General features: G+C 46.3%; 21 protein-coding genes. All 21 read left to right on the forward strand.

What is annotated here, in order from left to right; translation table 11 throughout:
* The first annotated feature begins 25 nt into the window (after window positions 1-25).
* The 21 genes from V7654_RS13805 (at window position 26) to mdh (ending at window position 22368) form a co-directional block, all read left to right on the forward strand.
* Window positions 26-1945 (forward strand): putative thiazole-containing bacteriocin maturation protein, encoded by a 1920-nt coding sequence (locus V7654_RS13805; RefSeq protein WP_335430989.1) that lies wholly within the window; start codon window positions 26-28, stop codon window positions 1943-1945.
* Entirely contained in the window at window positions 1942-3888 is a 1947-nt protein-coding gene (locus V7654_RS13810; RefSeq protein WP_335430990.1) for a TOMM precursor leader peptide-binding protein, read from the forward strand. The genes V7654_RS13805 and V7654_RS13810 overlap by 4 nt, the downstream gene beginning before the upstream one ends.
* A gap of 20 nt (window positions 3889-3908) precedes the next feature.
* On the forward strand, window positions 3909-5489 hold the full coding sequence (locus tag V7654_RS13815) for a SagB family peptide dehydrogenase (RefSeq protein WP_335430992.1): 1581 nt from the start codon (window positions 3909-3911) through the stop codon (window positions 5487-5489).
* A 237-nt stretch (window positions 5490-5726) separates the two neighbouring features.
* Window positions 5727-7085, forward strand: coding sequence for an ethanolamine ammonia-lyase subunit EutB (locus V7654_RS13820; RefSeq protein ID WP_438825304.1), 1359 nt, complete (start codon window positions 5727-5729; stop codon window positions 7083-7085).
* A 17-nt stretch (window positions 7086-7102) separates the two neighbouring features.
* Window positions 7103-7984, forward strand: coding sequence for an ethanolamine ammonia-lyase subunit EutC (gene eutC / locus V7654_RS13825; protein WP_335430993.1), 882 nt, complete (start codon window positions 7103-7105; stop codon window positions 7982-7984).
* A 220-nt stretch (window positions 7985-8204) separates the two neighbouring features.
* Window positions 8205-9635: a sensor histidine kinase gene (locus V7654_RS13830; protein WP_335430994.1), complete on the forward strand. Its 1431-nt coding sequence runs from the start codon at window positions 8205-8207 to the stop codon at window positions 9633-9635.
* Entirely contained in the window at window positions 9632-10207 is a 576-nt protein-coding gene (locus tag V7654_RS13835) for an ANTAR domain-containing response regulator (protein WP_335430995.1), read from the forward strand. The genes V7654_RS13830 and V7654_RS13835 overlap by 4 nt, the downstream gene beginning before the upstream one ends.
* Window positions 10208-10413: 206 nt before the next feature.
* Window positions 10414-11685: an ethanolamine utilization protein EutH gene (eutH, locus tag V7654_RS13840; protein WP_335430996.1), complete on the forward strand. Its 1272-nt coding sequence runs from the start codon at window positions 10414-10416 to the stop codon at window positions 11683-11685.
* A gap of 28 nt (window positions 11686-11713) precedes the next feature.
* On the forward strand, window positions 11714-12055 hold the full coding sequence (locus V7654_RS13845) for a BMC domain-containing protein (RefSeq protein WP_335430998.1): 342 nt from the start codon (window positions 11714-11716) through the stop codon (window positions 12053-12055).
* A gap of 40 nt (window positions 12056-12095) precedes the next feature.
* Window positions 12096-12596: a EutP/PduV family microcompartment system protein gene (locus V7654_RS13850; protein ID WP_335431000.1), complete on the forward strand. Its 501-nt coding sequence runs from the start codon at window positions 12096-12098 to the stop codon at window positions 12594-12596.
* Window positions 12597-12749: 153 nt separating this feature from the next.
* Window positions 12750-14192, forward strand: coding sequence for an ethanolamine ammonia-lyase reactivating factor EutA (locus V7654_RS13855; RefSeq protein WP_335431002.1), 1443 nt, complete (start codon window positions 12750-12752; stop codon window positions 14190-14192).
* Window positions 14193-14210: 18 nt separating this feature from the next.
* Window positions 14211-15575, forward strand: coding sequence for an ethanolamine ammonia-lyase subunit EutB (locus tag V7654_RS13860; protein WP_335431003.1), 1365 nt, complete (start codon window positions 14211-14213; stop codon window positions 15573-15575).
* Between the two features lie 12 nt (window positions 15576-15587).
* Window positions 15588-16712 (forward strand): ethanolamine ammonia-lyase subunit EutC, encoded by a 1125-nt coding sequence (gene eutC, locus V7654_RS13865; RefSeq protein ID WP_335431004.1) that lies wholly within the window; start codon window positions 15588-15590, stop codon window positions 16710-16712.
* A gap of 11 nt (window positions 16713-16723) precedes the next feature.
* Window positions 16724-17377 (forward strand): ethanolamine utilization microcompartment protein EutL, encoded by a 654-nt coding sequence (gene eutL / locus V7654_RS13870; RefSeq protein ID WP_335431005.1) that lies wholly within the window; start codon window positions 16724-16726, stop codon window positions 17375-17377.
* Between the two features lie 36 nt (window positions 17378-17413).
* Window positions 17414-18937, forward strand: a complete 1524-nt coding sequence (locus V7654_RS13875) for an acetaldehyde dehydrogenase (acetylating) (protein WP_335431007.1) — start codon at window positions 17414-17416, stop codon at window positions 18935-18937.
* A gap of 19 nt (window positions 18938-18956) precedes the next feature.
* Entirely contained in the window at window positions 18957-19253 is a 297-nt protein-coding gene (gene eutM / locus V7654_RS13880) for an ethanolamine utilization microcompartment protein EutM (protein ID WP_335431009.1), read from the forward strand.
* Window positions 19254-19300: 47 nt separating this feature from the next.
* On the forward strand, window positions 19301-19957 hold the full coding sequence (pduL, locus tag V7654_RS13885) for a phosphate propanoyltransferase (RefSeq protein WP_335431010.1): 657 nt from the start codon (window positions 19301-19303) through the stop codon (window positions 19955-19957).
* Window positions 19954-20634 carry a hypothetical protein gene (locus V7654_RS13890; protein WP_335431011.1) on the forward strand — a complete coding sequence of 227 codons (681 nt, stop codon included), beginning with the start codon at window positions 19954-19956 and terminating at the stop codon, window positions 20632-20634. Before pduL ends, V7654_RS13890 begins: the two co-directional genes overlap by 4 nt.
* Window positions 20635-20649: 15 nt before the next feature.
* Complete coding sequence (locus V7654_RS13895) at window positions 20650-20937, forward strand: EutN/CcmL family microcompartment protein (RefSeq protein WP_335431013.1); 288 nt, start codon at window positions 20650-20652, stop codon at window positions 20935-20937.
* Complete coding sequence (locus V7654_RS13900; RefSeq protein WP_335431015.1) at window positions 20930-21355, forward strand: BMC domain-containing protein; 426 nt, start codon at window positions 20930-20932, stop codon at window positions 21353-21355. The genes V7654_RS13895 and V7654_RS13900 overlap by 8 nt, the downstream gene beginning before the upstream one ends.
* A gap of 68 nt (window positions 21356-21423) precedes the next feature.
* Window positions 21424-22368, forward strand: a complete 945-nt coding sequence (mdh, locus tag V7654_RS13905; RefSeq protein ID WP_335431017.1) for a malate dehydrogenase — start codon at window positions 21424-21426, stop codon at window positions 22366-22368.
* Window positions 22369-22396 lie beyond the last annotated feature (28 nt).

Genomic DNA, 22396 nt, shown 5'->3' on the forward strand with positions numbered 1-22396 from the left:
GTCAGCAGGGCAAAGGAGGAGCGGCATGGAAAAATTGGACCCTTCTATGCGTTTAAAAGTAAAGAGGGACACGTTTTATCTCCCTGATCCAAATAGCGGCGTGTATTTTCGGAATAACCAATGTTCATTCCGGATTGAAGGAAGTGGTATCGACCAATGGGTTGAGAAGCTGCTGCCGATGTTCAATGGGGAGTACACACTTAAGTATTTGACGGACGGATTGCCAGGACCATATAGTGACCGGGTATTGGAAATTGCTGGGGTTTTGTATCGAAATGGATTTGTTAAGGATATGAGCAAGGATTTTCCACACCAACTGCCTGAACACGTGGTAAAAAAATTTGCATCACAAATTGAATTTGTGGACAGTTTAGCAGATTCAGGAGCTTCTAGGTTTGAAACCTATCGTCAGGCCAATGTACTGGCAGTGGGATCTGGTCCTTTTTTGACTTCATTGGTTTCTTCGCTGATTGAATCTGGATTGGCGAAGCTGCAGGTGCTTATTACCGATGAGGCAGCTACGAATAGAGGGCGGCTGATGGAACTCGTTGACCATGCCCGAAAAACAGATCATGAGGTGGAGTTAGAGGAGGTTATATTTAATGAAGATGGATGGCGGGAAACTTTAAAACCATTCGATTCGGTTTTATATGTTACTCAAAAGGAAAACTTAGGGGAATTGGACCTCCTGCATGCTATTTGCAGAACAGATAAGAAACTGTTTCTACCGGCTGTTTACCACGAAAAGGTTGGAATAGCTGGTCCAATCATTCATCCGGATTCCGAGGCAGGATGGGATTCTGCGTGGCGGCGCTTGCACTCTTCCGTATTATTAGAAGAACAGCAGGTTCCTGCCGGCTCAGCAATATCAGGAGCCATGCTGGCGAATATGATCGTCTTTGAATTTTTCAAGGAGGTTACTGGAGTTACCAAGCCAAATCAGCGAAATAGACTCTTTCTGCTAGATTTGGAGACTCTTGCAGGTAGCTGGCATTCATTTTTACCACATCCACTGGAGACTGGAAAAATAACAGCTGAAGAAGTTAAAAGTCTGGAAATGCGGCTTGAACTCGGCACAGAAGGAGGAGGGCCAGAAAAACTGCTGTATTTTTTCAGCCTGCTGACGTCAAAAGAAACGGGGCTTTTTCATATTTGGGAGGAAGGGGATACTAAGCAGCTGCCATTAGCGCAATGCCGTGTTCAGCCAGTCGATGCACTGTCAGAGGGGCCTGCAGAATTGTTAAATGAGGTGATTTGCAGCGGTTTGACCCATGAAGAAGCACGAAGGGAAGCTGCGCTAACTGGAATAGAGGAATATGCTTCAAGGCTGGGCAATTATATTGTTCCGCGGCATAGTGATGACTTTGTCGCAATCGGAGCGGGAGAAACGTTTGCGGAAGGTGTTGGCCGGGGTCTGCAGAAGTGTTTGACTGAGCAGCTTAGAAAACAGCAGCTAAATCAAAAGATTACAATTTCCCGTGTGCAGTTGGATACGATCGAGGATGAAAGGTGCCGTTTTTATTTAAAGGCACTCTCCACGATGCAAGAAGTGCCCCTAATCGGATTAGGAGAAGAAATGAATGGATTCCCTGTCGTTTATGTTGGCACAAGAGATGGATGGTATGGCAATGCTGATTTAAACATCACAATGGCGCTGAGGAAGTCTTTACAGCATGCGCTTTTCAAAGCTCAGAACGATTTCGATGCATTCTCGGCAATTGCCTTAGAGGAGACATCTGTGGTTTTTGATGAAAGGCAAACGCAGAAGTTAGCGATTCCTGCTTTTGAAGAAAGGTTACCGCCGGAGCTCATGAAGGAAGCAATCGAAATCTTAAAAAGCAATCGAAAGCAGTTGATTGTATACGATTTAGGCTTTGAACCAGAGCTTAAACAGGAACTTGAAGGGGTATTTGGTGTGCTGCTCCGAGAGGAGGAATTACAATGAGTTCCTTCGTGGTGATTGTTGGCGAGGGGTGGCTGGCGAACCGTGTAAGTGCAGAATTATCAGCCAGCTTTCCCGTTTTCCGGCAGATTGATTTTGATAAAAGAGTGCCTGAAAATACAGATTTGGTCCTGTCATTGCATGACGCCTGGAATCCAGCTGTTCATCAAAAGGCAGAAGAAGTGATGAAACAGACTTCCATTCCATGGCTTCGAGGCTTCGTTTCGTTTGGAGAAGGTGTAGTCGGCCCTCTGGTTCGCCCAAATACACCTGGGTGCTCTCAATGTGCAGACATAAGGCGTCTCCTTGGAGGGCAGGAACGGACGGAAATGCTCGAGGTTCAATATAAGCTGGCTGAAGAGGGAGGAATCTCAAGGGATCCTTGGGCATCGAATACCGGATTATTACAACTGACTCAACTGATCGTCGCAGAAGCAAGCAGGATCCTTGAGGGTGAACCGGCCCAATCGGAAGGACGCGTATGTTTTACGGACTTAAAAGCCTTGAATAGTTCCTGGCATTCCTTCGTTCCCGACTCATTATGCCCATTTTGCAGTCAATTGCCAGACGATTCACCAGATTTGGCCCGAATTTCCCTTGAGCAAAGTCCGAAAATCAAAGCAGACAGTTTTCGGTGTACACCGCTTGATGAGTTGAAAAAAGTTCTTGTCAAAGATTATCTGGATAATCGAACAGGACTGTTTAATAACAAAATGTATGATCTGGTAACTCCCTTTGCAGATGCGAGTGTCAATATGCCCATGTTCTCCGGGGATGAAGGAACGGCGGGACGAACTCAAGTCTATTCAGATAGCGAGTTGACAGCCATTTTAGAGGGATTGGAGCGTCACTGCGGTTTACAGCCTCGCGGCAAACGGACGGTCATCCATGACAGTTACCGGAAACTGGAGGAACACGCACTCAACCCGCTAAAGGTTGGAGTCCACACGGAGGAACAGTATGCAATGCCTGGATTCCCGTTTCAAAAGTTTGATCCTGACCGCCCGATTGATTGGGTATGGGGTTATTCAGTAATAGAAGAGCGGCCGATTCTCGTCCCCGAGCTCCTCGCCTATTACAGCTTGGGCTGTAGTTCTGCAGGTTTTGTCTATGAAACGTCAAATGGATGCGCTCTGGGCGGAAGCAGGGAAGAGGCCATTTTTTACGGGATCATGGAAGTAATAGAACGAGATTCATTTCTGTTGACCTGGTATGCACAGTTGAATCTGCCGCGTCTTGACCCTCTTACTGCCAATGACGAGGAGCTGCAATTAATGATCGAACGGATGCGGGCGGTCGCAGGATATGATCTTTATTTATATAACTCAACAATGGAGCATGGAATTCCGAGTGTCTGGGCAATGGCGAAAAACAGGAAGGATAAGGGACTGAATCTAATCCTTGCTGCAGGAGCCCATCTCGACCCTGTAAGAGCTGCGAAAAGCGCGATTCAAGAGATGGCTGGCATGATGTTGAACCTTGATGAAAAATTGGAGTCAAACAAGGAGAAATATGAGCAAATGCTGTATGATGATTCTCTTGTGAGGCAAATGGATGACCACGGCATGCTGTACGGGTTGCCGCAAGCCGAAGAGCGTTTCAAGTTCTTGCTGAATGACAACCGGCCAATGCGAAGCTTTAAAGAGGAATTCAAGTGGAAATCTACGCACACAGATCTGACTGATGACTTAAAGGATATCCTCCAGGTCTTTCGCAGGCTGAATCTCGATGTGATTGTCGTCGATCAAACAGCACCGGAATTGAAAAGAAACGGACTACACTGCGTTAAAGTTTTAATTCCTGGGATGCTGCCGATGACTTTCGGTCATCATCTTACCCGCGTGACAGGGCTCGATCGGGTACTTCAAGTCCCAGTGGAACTAGGGTATGCCGATCAGCCATTGACGCTTGAACAGCTAAATCACCATCCGCATCCGTTCCCTTAAAGATACTAGGAGGTAGGAGGATGAGTCTGGAAGAATTTCTTCATAATCTGCAATTTGATGTCAATCGCGCCAATCAGCCGAACTGGGAAGTGGATTGGGATGATGCGCCTCTTGCCTATAAGCTTTACCGGGGTTTGCCCGTGATCCCATTATCTGCGGAAGTACCACTGACACTTGCCGAAAGTCATGCACCTGCAAAGCCGGACCTAGACAGAATCGGTCATTTTCTCTGGTATGTGTATGGCATGACCCAGGTGAGCCAGTCCGTATATCCAGAGGATGCACTAGAGAATGAATCATATCCAATGCAGTCTTATCGGCGGTTTGCTCCTTCAGGCGGTGCGCTGTATCCAAACGAACTGTATATGTATTTAAAGGTAGAGGGTTTGCCAGATGGGGTGTACCATTATGACCCGGCACATCACCGACTCGAACTTCTCCGTGAAGGGAATTTCGATTCTTATATAGAGCGAGCTCTAGGCAATCGCTGCAATGTTTTCTCTTGTTTTGGCACTGCCTTTGTATCAACAATGTTTTGGAAAAACTTCTTTAAATATAATAACTTCGCCTATCGTCTTCAAGGATTGGATGCCGGTGTCCTGATGGGACAATTACTTGAGACAGCAAAACGGTTTGGATTCGCTTCAGGGGTGTACTATCAATACCTAGATTCGGCAATCAATCACCTTCTAGGACTCTCTGAAGAGGAAGAGAGCGTGTATTCGTTGATCCCGCTCTCAGTAGAACCGACAAACTGGAGCACAAATGGAAGAGAAATAGAAGAGGATCTAACGGCTGAAGAATTGAAACTTGAGTTGCATCCTATATATCCAGAAAACTATGAACGCTCCCGACTGGTTAAAGAGTATCCTAGGTTACTTGCCGTGAATAGAGCATCCATGATTGATTCAACCAGTTCGTTTCAGAAGATATGGGATCAGCCTCCAAAAACGAGAGATGTGGAACCAGCAATTAAACTGCCAAAAGGGGAACCTTTTTCATACGATTTGGTTGAAGCATGTAAAAATCGATTTTCGCCGGAAATGGATTTTGTTCTAGATAAGGTAAGTCAGCAGCAGTTGGTCACACTGATGCAAGAAGCGACAGCGTCATTCTCCTACCGAAACGATCTGGAAGAAGCATATTGTAGCAATGAACCGCGTGTTTCAATATATGGCTGCTTATACAATGTTGAGGGAGTTCCAAACGGTGCCTATTTTTATGACAGTGCAAAACATGAATTATATGACCTAAATCCAGGTGATCACCGCCTTCATCTGCAATCGGGATTGTCACTTGATAATGTGAATTTGCTCCAGGTACCTCTTTGTCTGCATGTAGCAGGAAGCAAGGATTTTTATAAAGATGCATTGGGATATAGAGGCTACCGAATTTTACAAATGGAGGCAGGCATGCTCGTGCAGCGATTACTGATCACTTCGTCAGCACTAGGGATGGGAGGGCATCCGCTTCTTGGGTTTGATACGAAGTTAAGTGATGAAGTTTACAAGATGGATTCAAATGGTCAAACAAGCTTAATTCAACTACCGATTGGTTTTTACCGGAATCGGCCTTGGTTGAAGGGGAGTTTGCTGTGCTAAGGTGAACATGGGGACGGTTCTCGTGTTCCTTTTAGGAACACAAGAACCGTCCCCATGTTATTAAATAAAAATTCCTCTACCTTTTACAAAAGCGTTTTGATATAATAATAAAAAAGTAAATAGACTGGGTGAAGGTGCCTTTTCTGAATACGCGATGATGCGTATTCAGGAGGGCACCTTTTTGTTTTCCTAGGGCAGTAAGCGCTTTCTTATATTTGGAAGAGGAGGGAGTACATAATGTATCAATGCACATTGAAAAACCAAACCTTTACGTTTGCGTCTATTAAAGAAGTATTGGCTAAGGCAAGTGAAGAAAAGTCTGGCGATAAAATGGCTGGGCTGGCTGCTGAATCATCTCTTGAGAGAATGGCTGCAAAGGTTGTTCTAAGTGAAACAACGCTGGAAGAAATTTATCAAAATCCAGTGATTCCTTATGAAGAAGATGAAGTGACAAGGGTGATCTATGATGACCTGAATGAATTCATCTACAATGAAATCAAAACCTGGACAGTCGGTGACCTGCGCGACTATATCCTTTCACACGATACAAAGAGCTCGGAACTGCTGCGCCTTAGCAAGGGCTTGACGAGTGAAATGATTTCGGGTGTTGCCAAGTTAATGTCCAGTATCGATTTGGTCATGGCGTCACAAAAAATCAGGCCAACCGCACACTGCAACACGACGATTGGAGAAGAGGGAAGACTCGCATTCCGCTGCCAGCCTAACCATCCTACCGATAATCCGGAAGGAATCATGGCTTCCTTGATGGAAGGTTTGTCGTATGGTTCAGGTGATGCGGTTATCGGCATCAATCCTAACAATGATACAGTCGAATCCGTCACACGTCTTTTGAAAATGTCTCATGATTTTATACAAAAGTGGGGAGTTCCGACGCAAAACTGTGTGCTTGCACATATCACCACTCAGATGCAGGCATTGAAACAAGGTGCACCTGTCGCGCTTATGTTCCAAAGTCTTGCAGGAACAGAATTAGCTAATAAAGACTTCGGAGTGTCGAAGGGAATTATCGATGAGGCCCACGCTTTGATGGCGAAGTATGGTACATCAACAGGACCGAATCAGCTGTATTTTGAAACCGGGCAGGGTTCAGAAGTCTCTCTTGATGCACATCTTGGTGTCGATATGCAGACTCTTGAAGCGAGAACGTATGGATATGCCCGCCACTGGAAGCCGTTTATGGTCAACAATGTTTCAGGTTTCATTGGTCCGGAAACGGTTTATGACGGGAAGCAGGTAATCCGCGCGGATCTAGAGGATCTTTTCATGGGAAAAATGCATGGGCTGCCAATGGGAATCGCGCCAACGTATACAAACCATATGCAAGCTGACCAGAATGACCAGGAAATCGCTGGCATGCTGACAGCACTAGCGGGCGCGAACTTCTACATGGGTGTTCCTGGCGGAGACGATGTTATGCTGAGCTACCAGGATACAAGTTACCATGACGACGCCAGCTTGCGCGAAATGCTAGGTCTAAGACCGCTGCGTGAGTTTGAGGAATGGCTTGAAAAAATGGGCATCATGAGGAATGGCCGTCTTACTGATAAAGCAGGCGACCTTTCGATATTTAAATAAGGAAGGAGGAAGGACACATGGATATTTCTGCAATTGTAAAACAAGTAATGGATGAGCTTGAGAAACAGGGTGCACAGCAACAGAGTAATGCAAAAACTTTTAACAAAACACCAGAACCGAAGATCAATTATCCAACGAGCGAAAAGGTAATTGATTACAAGAAAGAAAAAAAAGTTGGGGTAGATAACCCGGTTGATCGGGATATGATCCAACAAGCTAGAATGATAACACCTGCACGAATTGGGATTGGCCACACCGGAACGAGGATGAAGACGAAAGACTATCTCGATTTCAGGATTGACCACGCTGCTGCGCAGGATGCCGTTTTCCGTGATGTTTCAGATGAATTCTTAAAGGAAATGAATCTGCCAATCCTTCATTCTAGGTCAGAATCGATGGATGATTATCTGATGAATGTCGACAGCGGCCGCAGGCTTGCTCCTGAATCTGTGAAATGGGCTGAAAATAATCTGCCAAAAAACAAACAGGTTCAAATCGTTATTTCCGATGGACTTAGCTCAACGGGGGTAGAGGCGAATATTGCCGATATACTGCCTGCGTTAATCCAGGGTCTAGACGTTAAAAACATCTCGGTTGGCCAGCCTGTTTTTATCAAAAGAAGCCGTGTTTGGATTCAGGATGAAATCGCTAAAATCACCAGTTGTGATGTGGTCATCTCATTGATCGGGGAACGTCCTGGACTCGCAACAGCTAAGAGTATCAGCGCATACATGATTTACCGTCCTGGGAAAGATTCGGTTGAAGCGGACCGCACGGTTATTTCGAATATCCATGATGGCGGCATCCCGCCAGTTGAAGCAGGAGCTTATTTGGCTGACTTGCTTGCTGATATTATCAAACATAAAGCAAGCGGTGTGAAATACGCCCAGATGAAATAAGAAAATTTTTTACAGAATAAAAGACGCTCATATAAAAGTCATAAACCAATAGAATAGCAGCCAAACATTCAAGTAAATAAAACTATAATTATCTAAAATTTCCAAATAATTCTCGTCGAACGCTTCTAAGCTTTGTTGACAAATGCTAGAGTAGGTAAATATAATGGCTTATATACAAGCAGGCCTTATATTGTCTAGGTTTATGGGAGATAGTGGATGTATGAATAACTATTCTTTGGAAATGCTCTGCAGGCAGCATACGAATTTAACAGCAGAAGACATCTGCAAGCTGAAGGAAGTGGAAGGGAATATTCAGTTGATTGCGGATTTGAATCAATCGAATATTTTCATAGATTGCCTCACCAGGGAGGGAACACAGGCCATCGTCGTGGCTGAAGCCGCACCTTCAACAGGAAAGTCGATTTATAAAAATACTGTCGCCGGTAAGTTTGCATATGACGCATTTGAACCTGGAGTCATGTTCACCTTGAAAACCGGACGGTATATATCCACCAATAGAGCCCTCACACAGGAAGGCAAAACAGTCGAACAAAGTGTTGTGCCTATAAGGAATGCGAACAATCGTGTCATCGGTTCCCTGATCATGGAGAAGGATATAAGTGACAGGGTCCAAACCCAGCTCAAAATGGAAGCGTTGTCAGAGGCAACGGAAAAATTGAGTGGAATGCTCATCGGGATGGCAGAAAGCCGGCCTATTATCTCCGAAGTGATTGAAGAGTCGCTATTTTTCCTCGATCACGAGCATCGGATTTTGTATTGTAACCCATCTGCGACAACGATGGTTCACGAGCTTTGCTCCGCAGATTGCTACCCGGGCAACCTGATCACCGATTATTTGCCAACCCTGAAAGAGATGATTGAGAGTGAAGAGGAGCTTCTTGTAAAAGAAACAAAGGTAGCCAAAAAAACGATTCAAGTGAAGAAAATTAAGCTTGGACAGGGAGACAAGTCTTCAGGAACATTTATTATCCTGAAGGACTTGACGGAGCTCAGGGAAAAAGAGAGAGAACTGATTGTTAAGTCGGTTGCCATCAGAGAGATTCATCACCGGGTAAAAAACAATCTACAGACAGTCGCAAGTCTGTTAAGACTTCAGATGCGGCTCGAAGTACCAGAAGAGAGCAAAAAGCATTTTGTTAAAAGCTTAAATCGTATCCTCAGTATCGCGTCTGTTTACGAGATCATCCTTGCCAATTCCAGTGAAGATGAAGTAGATCTGTACAGCTTAATACAGAAGATCGGGAATATGCTTGTCTATAATGATGAACAACAGCAGAAAGAAATATCGATCGATTACGAAGGTTCACGGCTACTGGTCAGTTCTGGCAAGGCGGTTTCTATGGCGCTTGTCATTAATGAACTGATCCAGAACTGTCTAAAACATGCTTTTCAGGGACTTGCCTCAGGACACATCGAGGTTTCCTTCAAGAATGACGAATCTGAACTAGAGGTCCTGGTCAATGACAATGGTATAGGGTATTCGGAAAATGCCAAGCATTCATTTGGGCTGGATATTGTCAAAATGATGGTCGAGCATGACCTGGGTGGCCAATTTGCCATAATGAGAACAGAACAAGGAACAATGACCTCAGTTAAATTTCCGATTGAAGGGCAGGGAGTCCAATTATGAAGAAAAGGATCATGGTCGTAGAGGATGAATCAATCGTAAGACTTGATGTTTCTCTTATGCTGGAAGATGCCGGCTACAGTGTCGTTGCCCAGGCGGGGGACGGGGAATCAGCTGTTGAGCAAGCCTTTGCACACAAGCCTGATTTGATCATCATGGATATCAAAATGCCGAAGCTCAATGGACTGAAGGCTAGTCAAATTATTTCGAATAAAATGAATATACCGATTTTGCTGCTTACTGCATACAGCCAGAAAGAGTTCATAAATAAAGCAAAAGAATCCAATATATATGGTTATCTTGTCAAACCCATCACTGAAGCAAGTCTGATTCCAGCTGTTGAAATCGCCCTCCAGCAGGCTGAAAGATCGAATGAATTCCGGGAAAAAATCAATTCGATGGAATTAAAGATAAAAAGCCGCAAGATTATTGAAAGGGCGAAAGGATTGCTGATGGCTAAGCAGAATCTCTCCGAAGACATTGCGTTTCAGAAAATGCGAAAAATCAGTATGGATAAACAGGTTCCACTGGAAAATATCGCAAAGCGCATCATTTTGAAATACGAAGCACAGTAAAGCACGCCCAACAAGTGAATAATCCCTGGCAATGGTGCCATTCGGAATCGAAAATGATTTCCGGGTGGCACCTTTTTGCCTGAAAATGGTGTGATTTGCAGGGTATATCATGATAATGGCGTTGAAAGCCGATCGTGTGTGTTCTCCCTCCGCGAGGGGATATTTTCCATTAAAAATAAATGAACAAAGGACTTGGAGGGGTAAGTATGATAATGGTTGGCAAGATAGTGATTTACATTATCATGGCATGTGCTGTGATCGGTGCCTTTGCAGCAATCAGGAACAGCGATGAGGGGTTAGGTAAGCAGTTTATGGAAGGTCTGCACGCGATAGGACATATTTTTGTGCCAGCAGCAGGCATCATGGCTTCAATTCCGTTTTTATCATGGTTTATTGACAAGGTGGCAGGTCCGTTCTTTGCGGCCATCGGGGCAGACCCGGCAATTGCTGCAACAGCGATCCTGGCTACCGACATGGGGGGCTATCAGCTTGCTGAGGTGTTAAAGGAGACGCAGGAAGGCTGGATCATGGCCATGATCGTTGGTTTCATGGCCGGAGCAACGATTGTATTCTCCATTCCGATGGGTTTGGCAATGCTTGACAAACGAGACCATAAATACATGGCTCTTGGAGTCATGGCAGGTATTTTGTCCATTCCATTCGGTGCATTGATTTCAAGTATCATCATCATGTTCACAAATTCAGAAGTACGTGATTTTATCGCAACAACAGGAGACGCAAACTACGTTTTCAATCTAGGTCTAACGCAAATCCTGCTAAATTTATTGCCATTATTAATTTTCGTCGTTGCCATCGCACTAGGACTTTACTTCTTGCCTGATCTTATGATCAAAGCCTTTATGTGGTTTGGCCGGATCCTTGATGCAGCAATCAAGCTAGTCCTTGTATTCTCAATTGTTGAAATTTTCACTGGATTGTTCTCGACTGTATTTGGCGCATGGGGTTTCCACCCAATCATGGCCGACAAAGAAGATCAGTTCCGAGCGCTTGAAACAGCTGGTTACATTGGAATCATGCTTGCAGGTGCCTTCCCGATGGTTTACCTGCTGCAAAAATACGCAGGCGGACCGCTTGAGGCGATGGGCCGCAAAATTGGTCTGAGCAAGGAAGGCAGCGCGGGTATTGTCGCAACAATCGCGAATATCCTGGCAATGTTCAAGCTTGTAAAAACAATGCCGCCAAAGGACAAGGTCATCAATATCGCATTTGCTGTCGCATCGGCGTTCCTTCTTGGGGACCACCTGTCATTTACAGCGAATTTCCAGCCAACATTAATCCTTCCGATCATTGTCGGCAAGCTCTCTGCTGGTGTAATTGGAATCGGACTAGCTTACTGGCTGTCAGTTCCGAAAGCATTGGAGCTTGAAAAGAAGGATCGTGATGCTGGGGTAATTGGAAAAGATGAATATTTGGATCTGCACAGCGGATCAGAAACGAATAAAAGACAGGTAGTATAATCAAGTCTGCACCAGGGAGGTACTTCTAATGAGTGAAGAAAAAAAAAGGTTTATACAAGAATTCGTTCCGGGAAAACAGGTGACGTTGAGCCACATGATCGCCAATCCCGATCCAGACATGTTTGAAAAGCTAGGGATCGAGCAGGCAGGTGCGCTAGGAATCTTGACTTTGACTCCAAGTGAAACGGTCATCATCGCAGGTGATTTAGCGACAAAAGCAGCAAATGTGACGATTGGTTTTCTCGATCGATTCACAGGCAGTCTTGTTATTGTAGGAACCGTTTCCGAAGTGTCAGCGGCGATGGAGGAAATCAATCGTTTCCTTTCACAAGTATTAAAATACACACCAGCTGACATTACAAAATCTTAAGACAAATTGATGGTCTCCGCCATCATGATGGAGGGGGAACATGGCCAAACATAACAGGGCAATGCTCATTGGCGCAATTGGGGCAGGAAAGTCGACCTTGACGAATAAGCTCCTTGGACGTGAAGTTCCGGCAGTTAAGACACAGGCATTGATTTACAGAGACTGGATTGTCGATACTCCTGGTGAGTACACCGAAAATCCTTTGTTCTATAAAAACATCATGGCAACTGCTTTGGAGGTCACACATGTCCTGTACCTTCAGGACGCGACCAAGGAAAAGAATATCTTCCCGCCAGGGTTCAGCACTGGCATCAACAAGATTCCGATTGGTGTCATTACCAAAAGTGATGCGGAAGCAGCTGATATTGAAAGAGCGAAGAAAAAGCTTAAGTCAGTGATTCCTCGAGGGGTGATGATTATCACCTCGTCGGTAACCGGAAAGGGAATAGAGGAAATCCGAAAGCTTGTGCAGTGCAACTCGCTTGATGAGGTGAAAAGTGCAGCGAAACAGATGGATTCGCATACGGTCATTTTCTTATGAAACCCTTTACAATTTTAAGAAAATAAATTATAATCAAATAACAAATTAATTCTTATGGCAATGGCGCCACTTACGAATCATCTTCGCGATGATTTGTATGTGGTGCCTTTTTGTTTTTATGCTAAATTTTTACCAGTGAATGAGGTGAGGCATATGAAGCGTTACCAGCCGCAAAATGAAGAAATCAAAAGCGCTGGGATTGATATCGGCACGAGTACAACGAAGGTCGTGATCAGCCGTTTTTCCCTGATGAACATGGCAGGGGGAACGCATATGCCGCGAATTGAAATTATTGAAAAAGAAGTGCTCTACCGAAGTGAAATTCACCGCACGCCGCTTCTGGATCCAGCGACGATTGACATCAAGGCAGTGGAGCAACTGGTGAAAGATGAGTACAGCAGGGCGGGCATCAAACCGCAAGAAATCAAGACAGGCGCTGTCATCATCACCGGTGAAACGGCAACGAAAAGCAATGCTCAGGAAATGGTCCATACGCTATCCGATCATGCTGGAGAATTTCTGGTTGCGACTGCAGGTCCCGATTTGGAAGGCATCATTGCTGCCAAGGGATCAGGTGCATACGAATATTCGAAGAGAAGCGGTAAAGTGATTGCCAACATCGATATTGGTGGCGGTACGGCAAATGCGGCGGTCTATAAATCAGGCCGGCTTTGTGGAACATGTACACTTCACATCGGCGGCAGATTGATAGAATTTGTGAATGATGAAATCAAGAGCATTTCTCCTCCGGTAAAAAAACTGCTTTTGCAGCAGGGCAAGAAATTGAGTGTTGGCGACAGCCGTAATACAGACGAAATTAAAGCGCTTACAAACTTTATGGCTGACACCATTGCCAAGATGCTTGATAAAACCATTCCGGCAGATAGCCCGCTTTTGCTCGGCCACAGTCCCAATTGGGAAGAAAAGATTGACGCCATCATGTTTTCAGGCGGAGTCGGTGAATGCATCTATCTCTATGAACCAGTATTATCGAGTGGTGTTGTCTACAATGATATTGGTGAAACGCTTGCTCAATCGTTAAAAGAGAGTGATAGCTTGGCGAAATGGCCATGGATCGAACCGGAAGAAACAGTGAGGGCGACCGTACTCGGCGCTGGGACACAGACCACAGAAATAAGCGGTGCAACCATCTCAGTTGAGGCCGGGGCGCTGCCGCAGCGGAATCTCCCGGTCTATCAAATTGATTTCGGTCAAGAGTTAGAAAATGGCCTTGGAAGATTTCCTGATGAAATCGTGAAGGCACTGGAAATCTATGATCCATATCGGGAAGGTCATAATTTCGCCATCTACCTTACGGGGATGCCCTACCTTGGTTTCAAGGCTGTCCAGCAGCTGGCTGCAGCTATCCTCGCTGGGGTGGAGCAGAAGCCTGATCCGCAGCAGCCAATCGTGATCGTGCTTGAATCGGACCACGCAAAGGTTCTTGGTCAGACCCTGATTTTACAGGATAGCCAAAAAACGATCGTATGTATCGATCAAATCAAGGTCGAGCATGGAGATTACATAGATATCGGGACCCTTCTCCAAACGAATGTTGTCCCAGTTGTCGTAAAAACATTGACGTTCGAACATTGAAAAAAGTAGGTGCTACAGATGAAGCTGCAAACAACCTATTTAGGTACTGTTTATCAATTTGCATCCCTTAAGGATGTTTTTGCGAAAGCGAATGAAGAGAAATCCGGCGACAGGCTTGCTGGTATTGCTGCAGAAACAGTGCAGGAGAGGATTGCCGCGAAAGAAGTGCTCAGCCACCTGACGCTTTCGGATATCCGTGAAAATCCGCTGCTGCCTGGAGAACAGGATGAAGTGACCAGAATCATTGAGGTCCAGGTCAATGAGCCAATCTATCAATCCATCAAGAATTGGTCCATGGCAGAGCTTAGGGAATACATCCTTAGCGACTATGTTACTGGCGAGGATTTGAAAAGGCTGAGCCGGGGGCTGAACAGTGAAAGCATCGCTGCAGTTGCCAAGCTTATGTCAAACCTGGATCTTGTCACCGCCGCCAATAAAATAGAAGTCCTGACGAAGTCAAATATCACCATCGGACAAAAGGGCACCTTGGCTTCAAGGCTGCAGCCGAACCATCCAACAGACAATGTAGATGGAATGATTGCTTCGTTAAAAGAAGGGCTTTCATATGGGATAGGAGATGCTGTCATTGGGATCAACCCGGTTGATGACTCTGTTGAAAGCGTGAAGCGACTGCTCCATGCAACGCACGATTTTATCAAGCATTGGGAGATTCCGACGCAAAATAGCGTACTCGCCCATGTGACAGCTCAGATGAAGGCAATCGAACAAGGAGCGCCAGCTGATATGATTTTCCAGAGTATCGCCGGAACCGAGGCGGCAAACCGCTCATTCGGGATTACGACCTCGATGCTTGCCGAAGCGAATGATATGGCAAGGCAGCTTGGAACGGGAACGGGGCCGCAAAGGCTGTATTTTGAAACCGGCCAGGGCTCTGAGTTAAGTGCGGAAGCGCATTATGGAATCGACCAGATGACACTGGAATCACGGAACTATGGCTTTGCTAAGTATTATGATCCGTTCATCGTCAATACCGTTGTCGGCTTCATCGGACCTGAGTATCTTTACAACAACAAACAGGTAATCCGTGCCGGCCTTGAGGACCATTTCATGGGTAAAATGCATGGCATTCCAATGGGCGTGGACATTTGTTATACAAATCATATCAAGGCAGACCAGAATGATATGGAAGACCTTGGAGTATTACTGACTGCGGCTGGTGTCAATTTTATCATCGCAACGCCAATGGGTGATGACTGCATGCTCAACTACCAGTCCATGAGCTACCACGATGTGGCCACATTAAGACAGACCATGAACAAAAGGCCAGCTCCGGAGTTCGAAGCCTGGCTTGAAAAAATGGGGATTTTTGAAAATGGCAAGCTAAGCAAAATTGCTGGAGATCCAACGATTTTCTCAAGGTAGGAGGTGAGGCAATTGAATCAGGAACTTGTAGAGAAGGTTACGAGATTAATAGTGGATAAGCTTCAGAACGCGAAGGTGAATGAAACGACGGATTCGTCCTCTTCCGAATCCGGTCCGAAGGTGAAGTTCTGGAATCATGCAGACGCTGATGGGAACCAGAACCAAGGTAAAGGCAGCTTTTCAGGAAATGCTATATCACATCACCGCAATGCAGATTCACCGCATTGGGGGTCAGACCCCCAGCCGTTTAATGCGTTAACGTATCGGTCTGAAACTGCTAATCCAGCTGTAGGCAAAACGGTTACCTTTTGGGATCATAAGAAAAACACCGTCAAAAACGAAGCGGGATCAAAGGCGTGTTCAGATGTGAAACCCACTTGCGGAAAACAAGAAGTAAGCCGTCTTTTGGAAGGTATCGAGAATCCATTCGACGCAGATGAGTTAAAGCATCTGAAAGAGAAGACTCCATCCCGCATTGGTGTTGGCAGGGCAGGGACTCGGCCGAAAACGAGCACACTTCTGAAATTCAGGTACGATCATGCCGCGGCTGTCGATGCAGTGTACGGCGAGGTGAACAAGGATTTGCTCAAGGAGCTTGACTTATTCACGGTCAACACAAGAGTTCAGGATAAGGATGTGTATATCCGCCGTCCTGACTATGGAAGAAGACTATCAGATGAAGCGATCCAGGAAGTGCAGCAAAAATGCAAGAAGTCACCGACTGTCCAGATTATCGTATCTGATGGCCTTAGCTCAAAGGCGATTGACGAAAACCTGGAGGATGTCTACCTTTCCCTGCAACAATCTTTGAAAACAATGGGATTGGATACAGGAACACCTTTTTACATTGAAAAGGGAAGGGTTGCGGTCATGGATGATGTTGGTGAAATCCTCAAGCCAAAGGTCATCGTCCTGCTGATAGGGGAACGTCCTGGTCTTGTCAGCGCAGAGTCCATGAGTGCCTATTTATGCTACGAACCGCGAAAGGGAACGATCGAAGCCGACAGGATGGTCATTTCCAATATACATAAAGGTGGGATTCCACCGGTTGAGGCGGGTGCATACTTAGGTACGGTCATCCAAAAAATTTTAAAGTATGAAGCGAGTGGAGTCACGCTCGTACAAAAAGAAGAGTAGGGGGTGGGATTATGGCACTCGGACGAATACATGCTGACATCCTGGCAGTCAGGGTCATCCCGAATGTAGATGCGGCATTGGCGAAACAGTTCAATCTGCAGCCAGATCAGCGCAGCCTTGGGATTTTTACGAGCACGGTTGATGATATCGGATATACAGCCCTCGATGAAGCAACTAAAAGAGCGGATGTCGAGGTTGTGTATGCCCGTTCATTCTATGCTGGTGCAGCCCATGCATCAGGCCCGCTATCTGGTGAGATGATTGGGATCATCGCCGGTCCAAGTCCGGATGAAATTAAAAGCGGGCTGGAAGCCATCATTCAGACTGCAGAACAGGACGTCTATTTCGAAGCCTTGAATGAAGATAAAAGCCATGCGCTTTTTGCCCATGTGGTATCGAGAACAGGCTCCTTTCTTTCAAAAGAAGCTGGAATCAGGCAAGGGGAAGCCATCGCCTATTTGATTGCTCCACCGCTTGAGGCAGTATATGGTCTCGATGCAGCATTGAAAGCAGCCGATGTCGAGCTAGTGAAGTTCTTCGGTCCGCCATCTGAAACCAACTTTGGCGGCGGTTACCTGACAGGTTCACAATCCGCCTGCCAGGCAGCTGCGGATGCCTTCAGGGATGCCATCATGGATATTGCCAGAAGCCCTGGCACCTATTAAAGAAGGATGAAATCAGCAAGAAAGGAGTGTGGAAGCATGAATTTTAATTCGGATCTACAATCGATCCAGGAAATGCGCGACGCCGTTCGCACAGCGAAGGAAGCGCAGGCAAAATACATGAACTACACCCAGGAACAGGTGGATGCAATCGTTAAAGCGGTCGCTGAAGCTGCTTACGCAAAATCACTCGACCTCGCCGTGATGGCAGTCAGTGAGACAGGCATGGGAGTAGTTGAACATAAAAAAATTAAAAACGAAGTTGGCTCGATGGCCGTTTATGAATCGATTAAAGATGAAAAGACGGTTGGAGTCATCTCTGAGGACAGAGAGCTTCGAGTTACCGAGATTGCTTATCCTTACGGTGTCATCGCCGGGATTATCCCGACGACGAATCCGACATCATCAGCCATTTTTAAAACACTGATCGCCCTTAAGACAAGGAATGCGATTGTGGTCAGCCCTCACCCACGAGCAAAGAATTGCAGTGTGGAAGCATTGAAGATTTGCAACGAGGCGGCTGTCAAGGCAGGGGCACCGGATGGCTTGATTGGCTGGGTTTCCAATCCATCGATGCAGGCAACGAATGAACTGATGAAGAACAGGGATGTCAATCTCATCCTTGCAACTGGAGGAGGCGCTCTTGTCCGCGCAGCCTATGGTTCAGGCAAGCCGGCATATGGGGTAGGACCAGGTAATGTTCCGGTTTATATCGAAAAAACGGCCCAGATTCCTAAAACAGTCAAGATGATCATGGACAGCAAATCCTTTGACAACGGTACAATCTGCGCAACAGAGCAGTCGATTGTCGTGGACCAAAATGTCCGCCAAATGGTCCTCAGGGAGCTGCGTAACAACGGCGGCCATCTTCTTACTAATGAAGAGAAGGCGAAAGTGGAGAAGCTGATCTCCCCAGCGCCAGGCAAACTGAATCCTAATATCGTCGGCCAGGATGCCGTCAAAATCGCCAATATGGCTGGAGTAACGGTTCCACTTGGAACGAGGGTGCTGATTGCTGAAGAAACAAGGGTTGGCAAGGATGTACCATTCTCAATCGAGAAGCTATCCCCGATTTTCGGCTTTTACACAGCTGAAAGCTATGAGCAGGCAAAAGACTATTGTCTTCAGCTGCTAAGGCTTGGCGGCATGGGACACAGCCTGTCACTCCATACAACGGATGACAAGGTGGCAAATGATTTTGCGATGACGATGCCTGTATCAAGGATGATGGTCAACACGCTTTCATCCATTGGCGCAGTCGGAGCCACAACTGGCCTGAAGCCGTCCCTTACATTGGGATGTGGTTCATTCGGCGGCAATATCACATCCGATAATGTGACAGCCAAGCATTTGATCAATATCAAGAGAATGGCTTATGGCATTAAAGAGGTTGATATTCCTAAGCCAGGAACAGCTTCCATTCCGGTAAGCAATAAAGAGAAAAAAGAAGAGAGCCTAGAGTATATTGTCGATCAGGTTCTGAAGCAGCTGGAGCCGAATGGCATACCAGATCCAAAAGTAATCGCTGAAATGGTGAATCAAGTAATTAAACAATATAACTAACTATTAGGAGGAAATTAAAATGGCTAGAGAATTAACTGCACTTGGAATGATTGAAACTAAAGGACTTGTAGCATCTGTTGAGGCTGCTGACGCAATGGTAAAGGCTGCAAACGTACACCTGGTTGGAAAAGTACATGTGGGCGGCGGAATCGTAACTGTATTGGTACGCGGTGATGTAGGTGCTGTTAAAGCAGCAACTGACGCAGGAGCTGCAGCAGCTCAGCGTGTTGGCGAATTGATGAGTGTTCACGTCATTCCACGTCCACATAACGAGCTTGAAAGCATCCTTCCAAAGATCGATGTTGAACTACAATAGAAACGAATTTTACAGTCTAGCAGCATAATAGGTTAGGAGTTTTTCATATGAACCAGGATTCCATCCAAGCAATTGTAAAGGAAGTGGTCGCGCGTCTTTCAACGCCGGCCGCTTCCGAAAGGACAACGGTTCCGATGGCCATTTCTGCGCGCCATTGCCATTTGAGCAAGGAAGATGTTGAAGCCCTGTTTGGACTGGGTTATGAACTAACAGTAAGGTCAGAACTTTCTCAGCCTGGCCAATTTGCTGCCAATGAAACTGTCATGATCGCAGGACCGAGGGGAAGCATTGAAAAAGTGCGGATCCTCGGTCCTGCGCGCAGCATGACCCAGGTTGAGGTCAGCCAGACGGATTCCATCAAGCTCGGTCTGAAGGTGCCTGTCCGGATGTCAGGGGATATCGCTGGCTCTGCACCAATCACCATCATTGGCCCGAAAGGAAGTCTCTACAAGAAGGAAGGCTGCATTGTCGCAAGGTCGCATATCCATATGACACCTGCTGATGCCAAGGCTTTTTCCGTGGAAGATGGCGAGTGGGTCCGGGTGGTTGCTGACGGCGAGCGGCCAGTATCGTTTGATAAGGTGCTGATTCGTGTGTCGGAACGCTACAAGCTGGAAATGCACATTGATACAGACGAAGCGAATGCAGGACTTGTTTTTCCTGGCAAGGAAGGTCGTCTGGAGAAATATGGTGACCGCCGATGATTGATCGCAGCATGATTGAGACGATCGTACTGGAAGTCATTCGCGCGCTTGAAAATGAAGGGGAAACGGAGGTCACATCTGTTCGGCCTAAGCTGCTGATTGCTGGTGATGCCTCGTGGATTTTTGAAAACACGTTAGAAAAATTAAAGCAGTATTGGGACCTGAATTTTGCCAGGGAACCAAAGATTGAAGAGTGTGAGTCTGTCGAATATATCATCTTCTTCAGAGCCAGTCAGGACCTGATTGCAAAAGGGGCTTTAGGAATCGCAGATACTCCTGAAAGCATCCTCCTTGCTCACTGTCTTTTAACAGGGAAGAAAGGAACGATTGTACCGGAACCGACCCTTGAAGAGCAACTGCTGGCAAAAAAGGGGCAGTCTTTAGGAAGCAATTACATCCAAAAGCTGCTTAACTATGTCAAAGAACTCAACAGCTTCGGGTTCAAGCTTGAAACCATCGACGACTTTGCCAATCGCGGCAAGGGCAGTCAGAAAGCTGAATCCATTCCGCAGCTGCAGCCAGCATCAGCTAATGCCGGCAAGAAAAAACTTCTGACGCAGCGGGACGTACAGGATACGAAGACTGAACAAATCTTCGTCTGCAAAAATACGATCATCACTCCCTCTGCACGGGACGCTGCGAGAGAGCTAGGCAAAAGCATCGTTGTGGCAGAGTAAAAGGAGCAATGTAAAATGCAAATAGGTACAGTAGTAGGCAATGTATGGGCAACGCGAAAAGAAGATGAACTGATCGGGCTGAAATTCCTTGTCGTCCAGCCAGAATATCCGGATGGATCAGCATGTGAGATTCCGTTTGTCGCAGTAGACAAAATCGGGGCAGGCGTGGGCGATAAAGTGCTTGTCACAAGAGGAAGCGCAGCAGCCAATATGTCATCTGATACAAAGCTGCCAATCGATGCCTTGGTAGTAGGGATTATTGACTCGATTGATGTAGAGAAAGGTGGTTGGACACGTGGGTAGAGCATTAGGAATGATTGAAACACGCGGACTGATTGGTTCGATTGAAGCTGCAGATGCGATGCTGAAGTCAGCGGACGTCAGCCTTTTAAGACAGGAAAAGGTAGACGCGGCGCTTGTGACCGTGTTAATCCAGGGTGATGTTAGCGCCGTACAAGCAGCAGTGGAAGCCGGCAGTGCCGCAGCAGCAAGAGTAGGAGAGCTAGTTTCTGCTCACGTCATTCCACACCCAGATGAAGAAGTAGGAAATGTATTATTTAAGGATAAAAAAGAGGAAGCGCCAAAGCCTGCAGAACCTGTAGTCAAGCAGGAAGAGACTGTAAGCACTGAGACTGCGATCGCGCAGCCGGAAGAAAATACAGTCGAAGAAAATACGTCTGCTCCTCAAAAGCCTGGAAGAAAGAACCTTCCTAAAGAGTAAAGCGGTTCTGAAAATAGCATCAGGTAGTTTTATTCTCCATAAGAAAAGTTAGGCAGGAGGAAGATCAAATGGGATTCAAACGGAAAAAGATTGCTGTGATTGGCGCTGGTTTTACCGGAGCGACAGCAGCACTTATGCTTGCCCAGAAAGAGCTTGGCGATGTCATCATTGTCGACATCCCATCTCAGAGCAATCCGACTAAAGGGAAGGCACTGGATATGCTCGAAGCGAGCCCTGTCCAGGGATTCAGCGTCAATATCACAGGCACATCCAGCTATGAAGATATTGCTGGAGCAGATTTGGTATTAATCACCGCTGGATTGCCGCGCAAACCAGGCATGAGCCGTGACGATCTTGTCGCAACGAATGAAAAAATCATGATCGATGTCTCGCAGAATATTAAAAAATATGCGCCAGACAGCGTGATTATCGTGCTGAGCAACCCGGTAGACGCGATGACCTATGTATGCCAGAAAACGACTGGCTTTCCAAAGAACAGAGTCATTGGCCAGTCAGGCGTACTTGATACAGCACGATTCAATACATTCGTCGCCCAGGAGCTGAACGTTTCAGTCGAGGATATCTCTGGCTTTGTCTTAGGCGGTCACGGCGATGACATGGTTCCGCTCGTGCGCTATTCTTATGCAGGAGGAATTCCACTTGAAAAAATCCTGCCTGCTGAACGCATCGAAGCGATTGTGGAAAGAACACGCAAAGGCGGCGGAGAGATCGTCAATCTCCTCGGACAGGGCAGCGCGTATTACGCACCTGCAGCCTCCATGGTTCAAATGGCAGAAGCCATCTTGAAAGACAAGAAGCGAATCCTGCCATCGATTGCCTACCTTGAAGGCGAATACGGCTATCAAGGACTCTACCTAGGAGTACCAACCATCCTCGGTGGAGAAGGCATCGAAAGCATCATAGAAATACCACTCACAGAAGAAGAAAAAAGCGCCTTAGACCGATCCGCACACTCCGTAAAAAACGTCATGGAACTGCTCGCGACTAAGTAAATATGAGCATGGGTGAACATGGGGACGG

The sequence above is a fragment of the Bacillus sp. JJ1609 genome (assembly GCF_036967045.1).
GTDB lineage: Bacteria > Bacillota > Bacilli > Bacillales > Cytobacillaceae > Mesobacillus.

Excerpts from the sequence above, each read along its gene's own strand:
- V7654_RS13805 (WP_335430989.1), top strand. The coding sequence starts at position 26 with ATGGAAAAATTGGACCCTTCTATGCGTTTAAAAGTAAAGAGGGACACG.
- V7654_RS13850 (WP_335431000.1), top strand. The coding sequence starts at position 12,096 with ATGGCCAAACATAACAGGGCAATGCTCATTGGCGCAATTGGGGCAGGA.
- V7654_RS13845 (WP_335430998.1), top strand. The coding sequence starts at position 11,714 with ATGAGTGAAGAAAAAAAAAGGTTTATACAAGAATTCGTTCCGGGAAAA.
- V7654_RS13875 (WP_335431007.1), top strand. The coding sequence starts at position 17,414 with ATGAATTTTAATTCGGATCTACAATCGATCCAGGAAATGCGCGACGCC.
- V7654_RS13890 (WP_335431011.1), top strand. The coding sequence starts at position 19,954 with ATGATTGATCGCAGCATGATTGAGACGATCGTACTGGAAGTCATTCGC.
- V7654_RS13815 (WP_335430992.1), top strand. The coding sequence starts at position 3,909 with ATGAGTCTGGAAGAATTTCTTCATAATCTGCAATTTGATGTCAATCGC.
- V7654_RS13860 (WP_335431003.1), top strand. The coding sequence starts at position 14,211 with ATGAAGCTGCAAACAACCTATTTAGGTACTGTTTATCAATTTGCATCC.
- eutM (WP_335431009.1), top strand. The coding sequence starts at position 18,957 with ATGGCTAGAGAATTAACTGCACTTGGAATGATTGAAACTAAAGGACTT.
- eutL (WP_335431005.1), top strand. The coding sequence starts at position 16,724 with ATGGCACTCGGACGAATACATGCTGACATCCTGGCAGTCAGGGTCATC.
- V7654_RS13810 (WP_335430990.1), top strand. The coding sequence starts at position 1,942 with ATGAGTTCCTTCGTGGTGATTGTTGGCGAGGGGTGGCTGGCGAACCGT.
- V7654_RS13820 (WP_438825304.1), top strand. The coding sequence starts at position 5,727 with ATGTATCAATGCACATTGAAAAACCAAACCTTTACGTTTGCGTCTATT.
- V7654_RS13835 (WP_335430995.1), top strand. The coding sequence starts at position 9,632 with ATGAAGAAAAGGATCATGGTCGTAGAGGATGAATCAATCGTAAGACTT.
- eutH (WP_335430996.1), top strand. The coding sequence starts at position 10,414 with ATGATAATGGTTGGCAAGATAGTGATTTACATTATCATGGCATGTGCT.
- V7654_RS13830 (WP_335430994.1), top strand. The coding sequence starts at position 8,205 with ATGAATAACTATTCTTTGGAAATGCTCTGCAGGCAGCATACGAATTTA.
- V7654_RS13855 (WP_335431002.1), top strand. The coding sequence starts at position 12,750 with ATGAAGCGTTACCAGCCGCAAAATGAAGAAATCAAAAGCGCTGGGATT.
- V7654_RS13895 (WP_335431013.1), top strand. The coding sequence starts at position 20,650 with ATGCAAATAGGTACAGTAGTAGGCAATGTATGGGCAACGCGAAAAGAA.
- eutC (WP_335430993.1), top strand. The coding sequence starts at position 7,103 with ATGGATATTTCTGCAATTGTAAAACAAGTAATGGATGAGCTTGAGAAA.
- mdh (WP_335431017.1), top strand. The coding sequence starts at position 21,424 with ATGGGATTCAAACGGAAAAAGATTGCTGTGATTGGCGCTGGTTTTACC.
- pduL (WP_335431010.1), top strand. The coding sequence starts at position 19,301 with ATGAACCAGGATTCCATCCAAGCAATTGTAAAGGAAGTGGTCGCGCGT.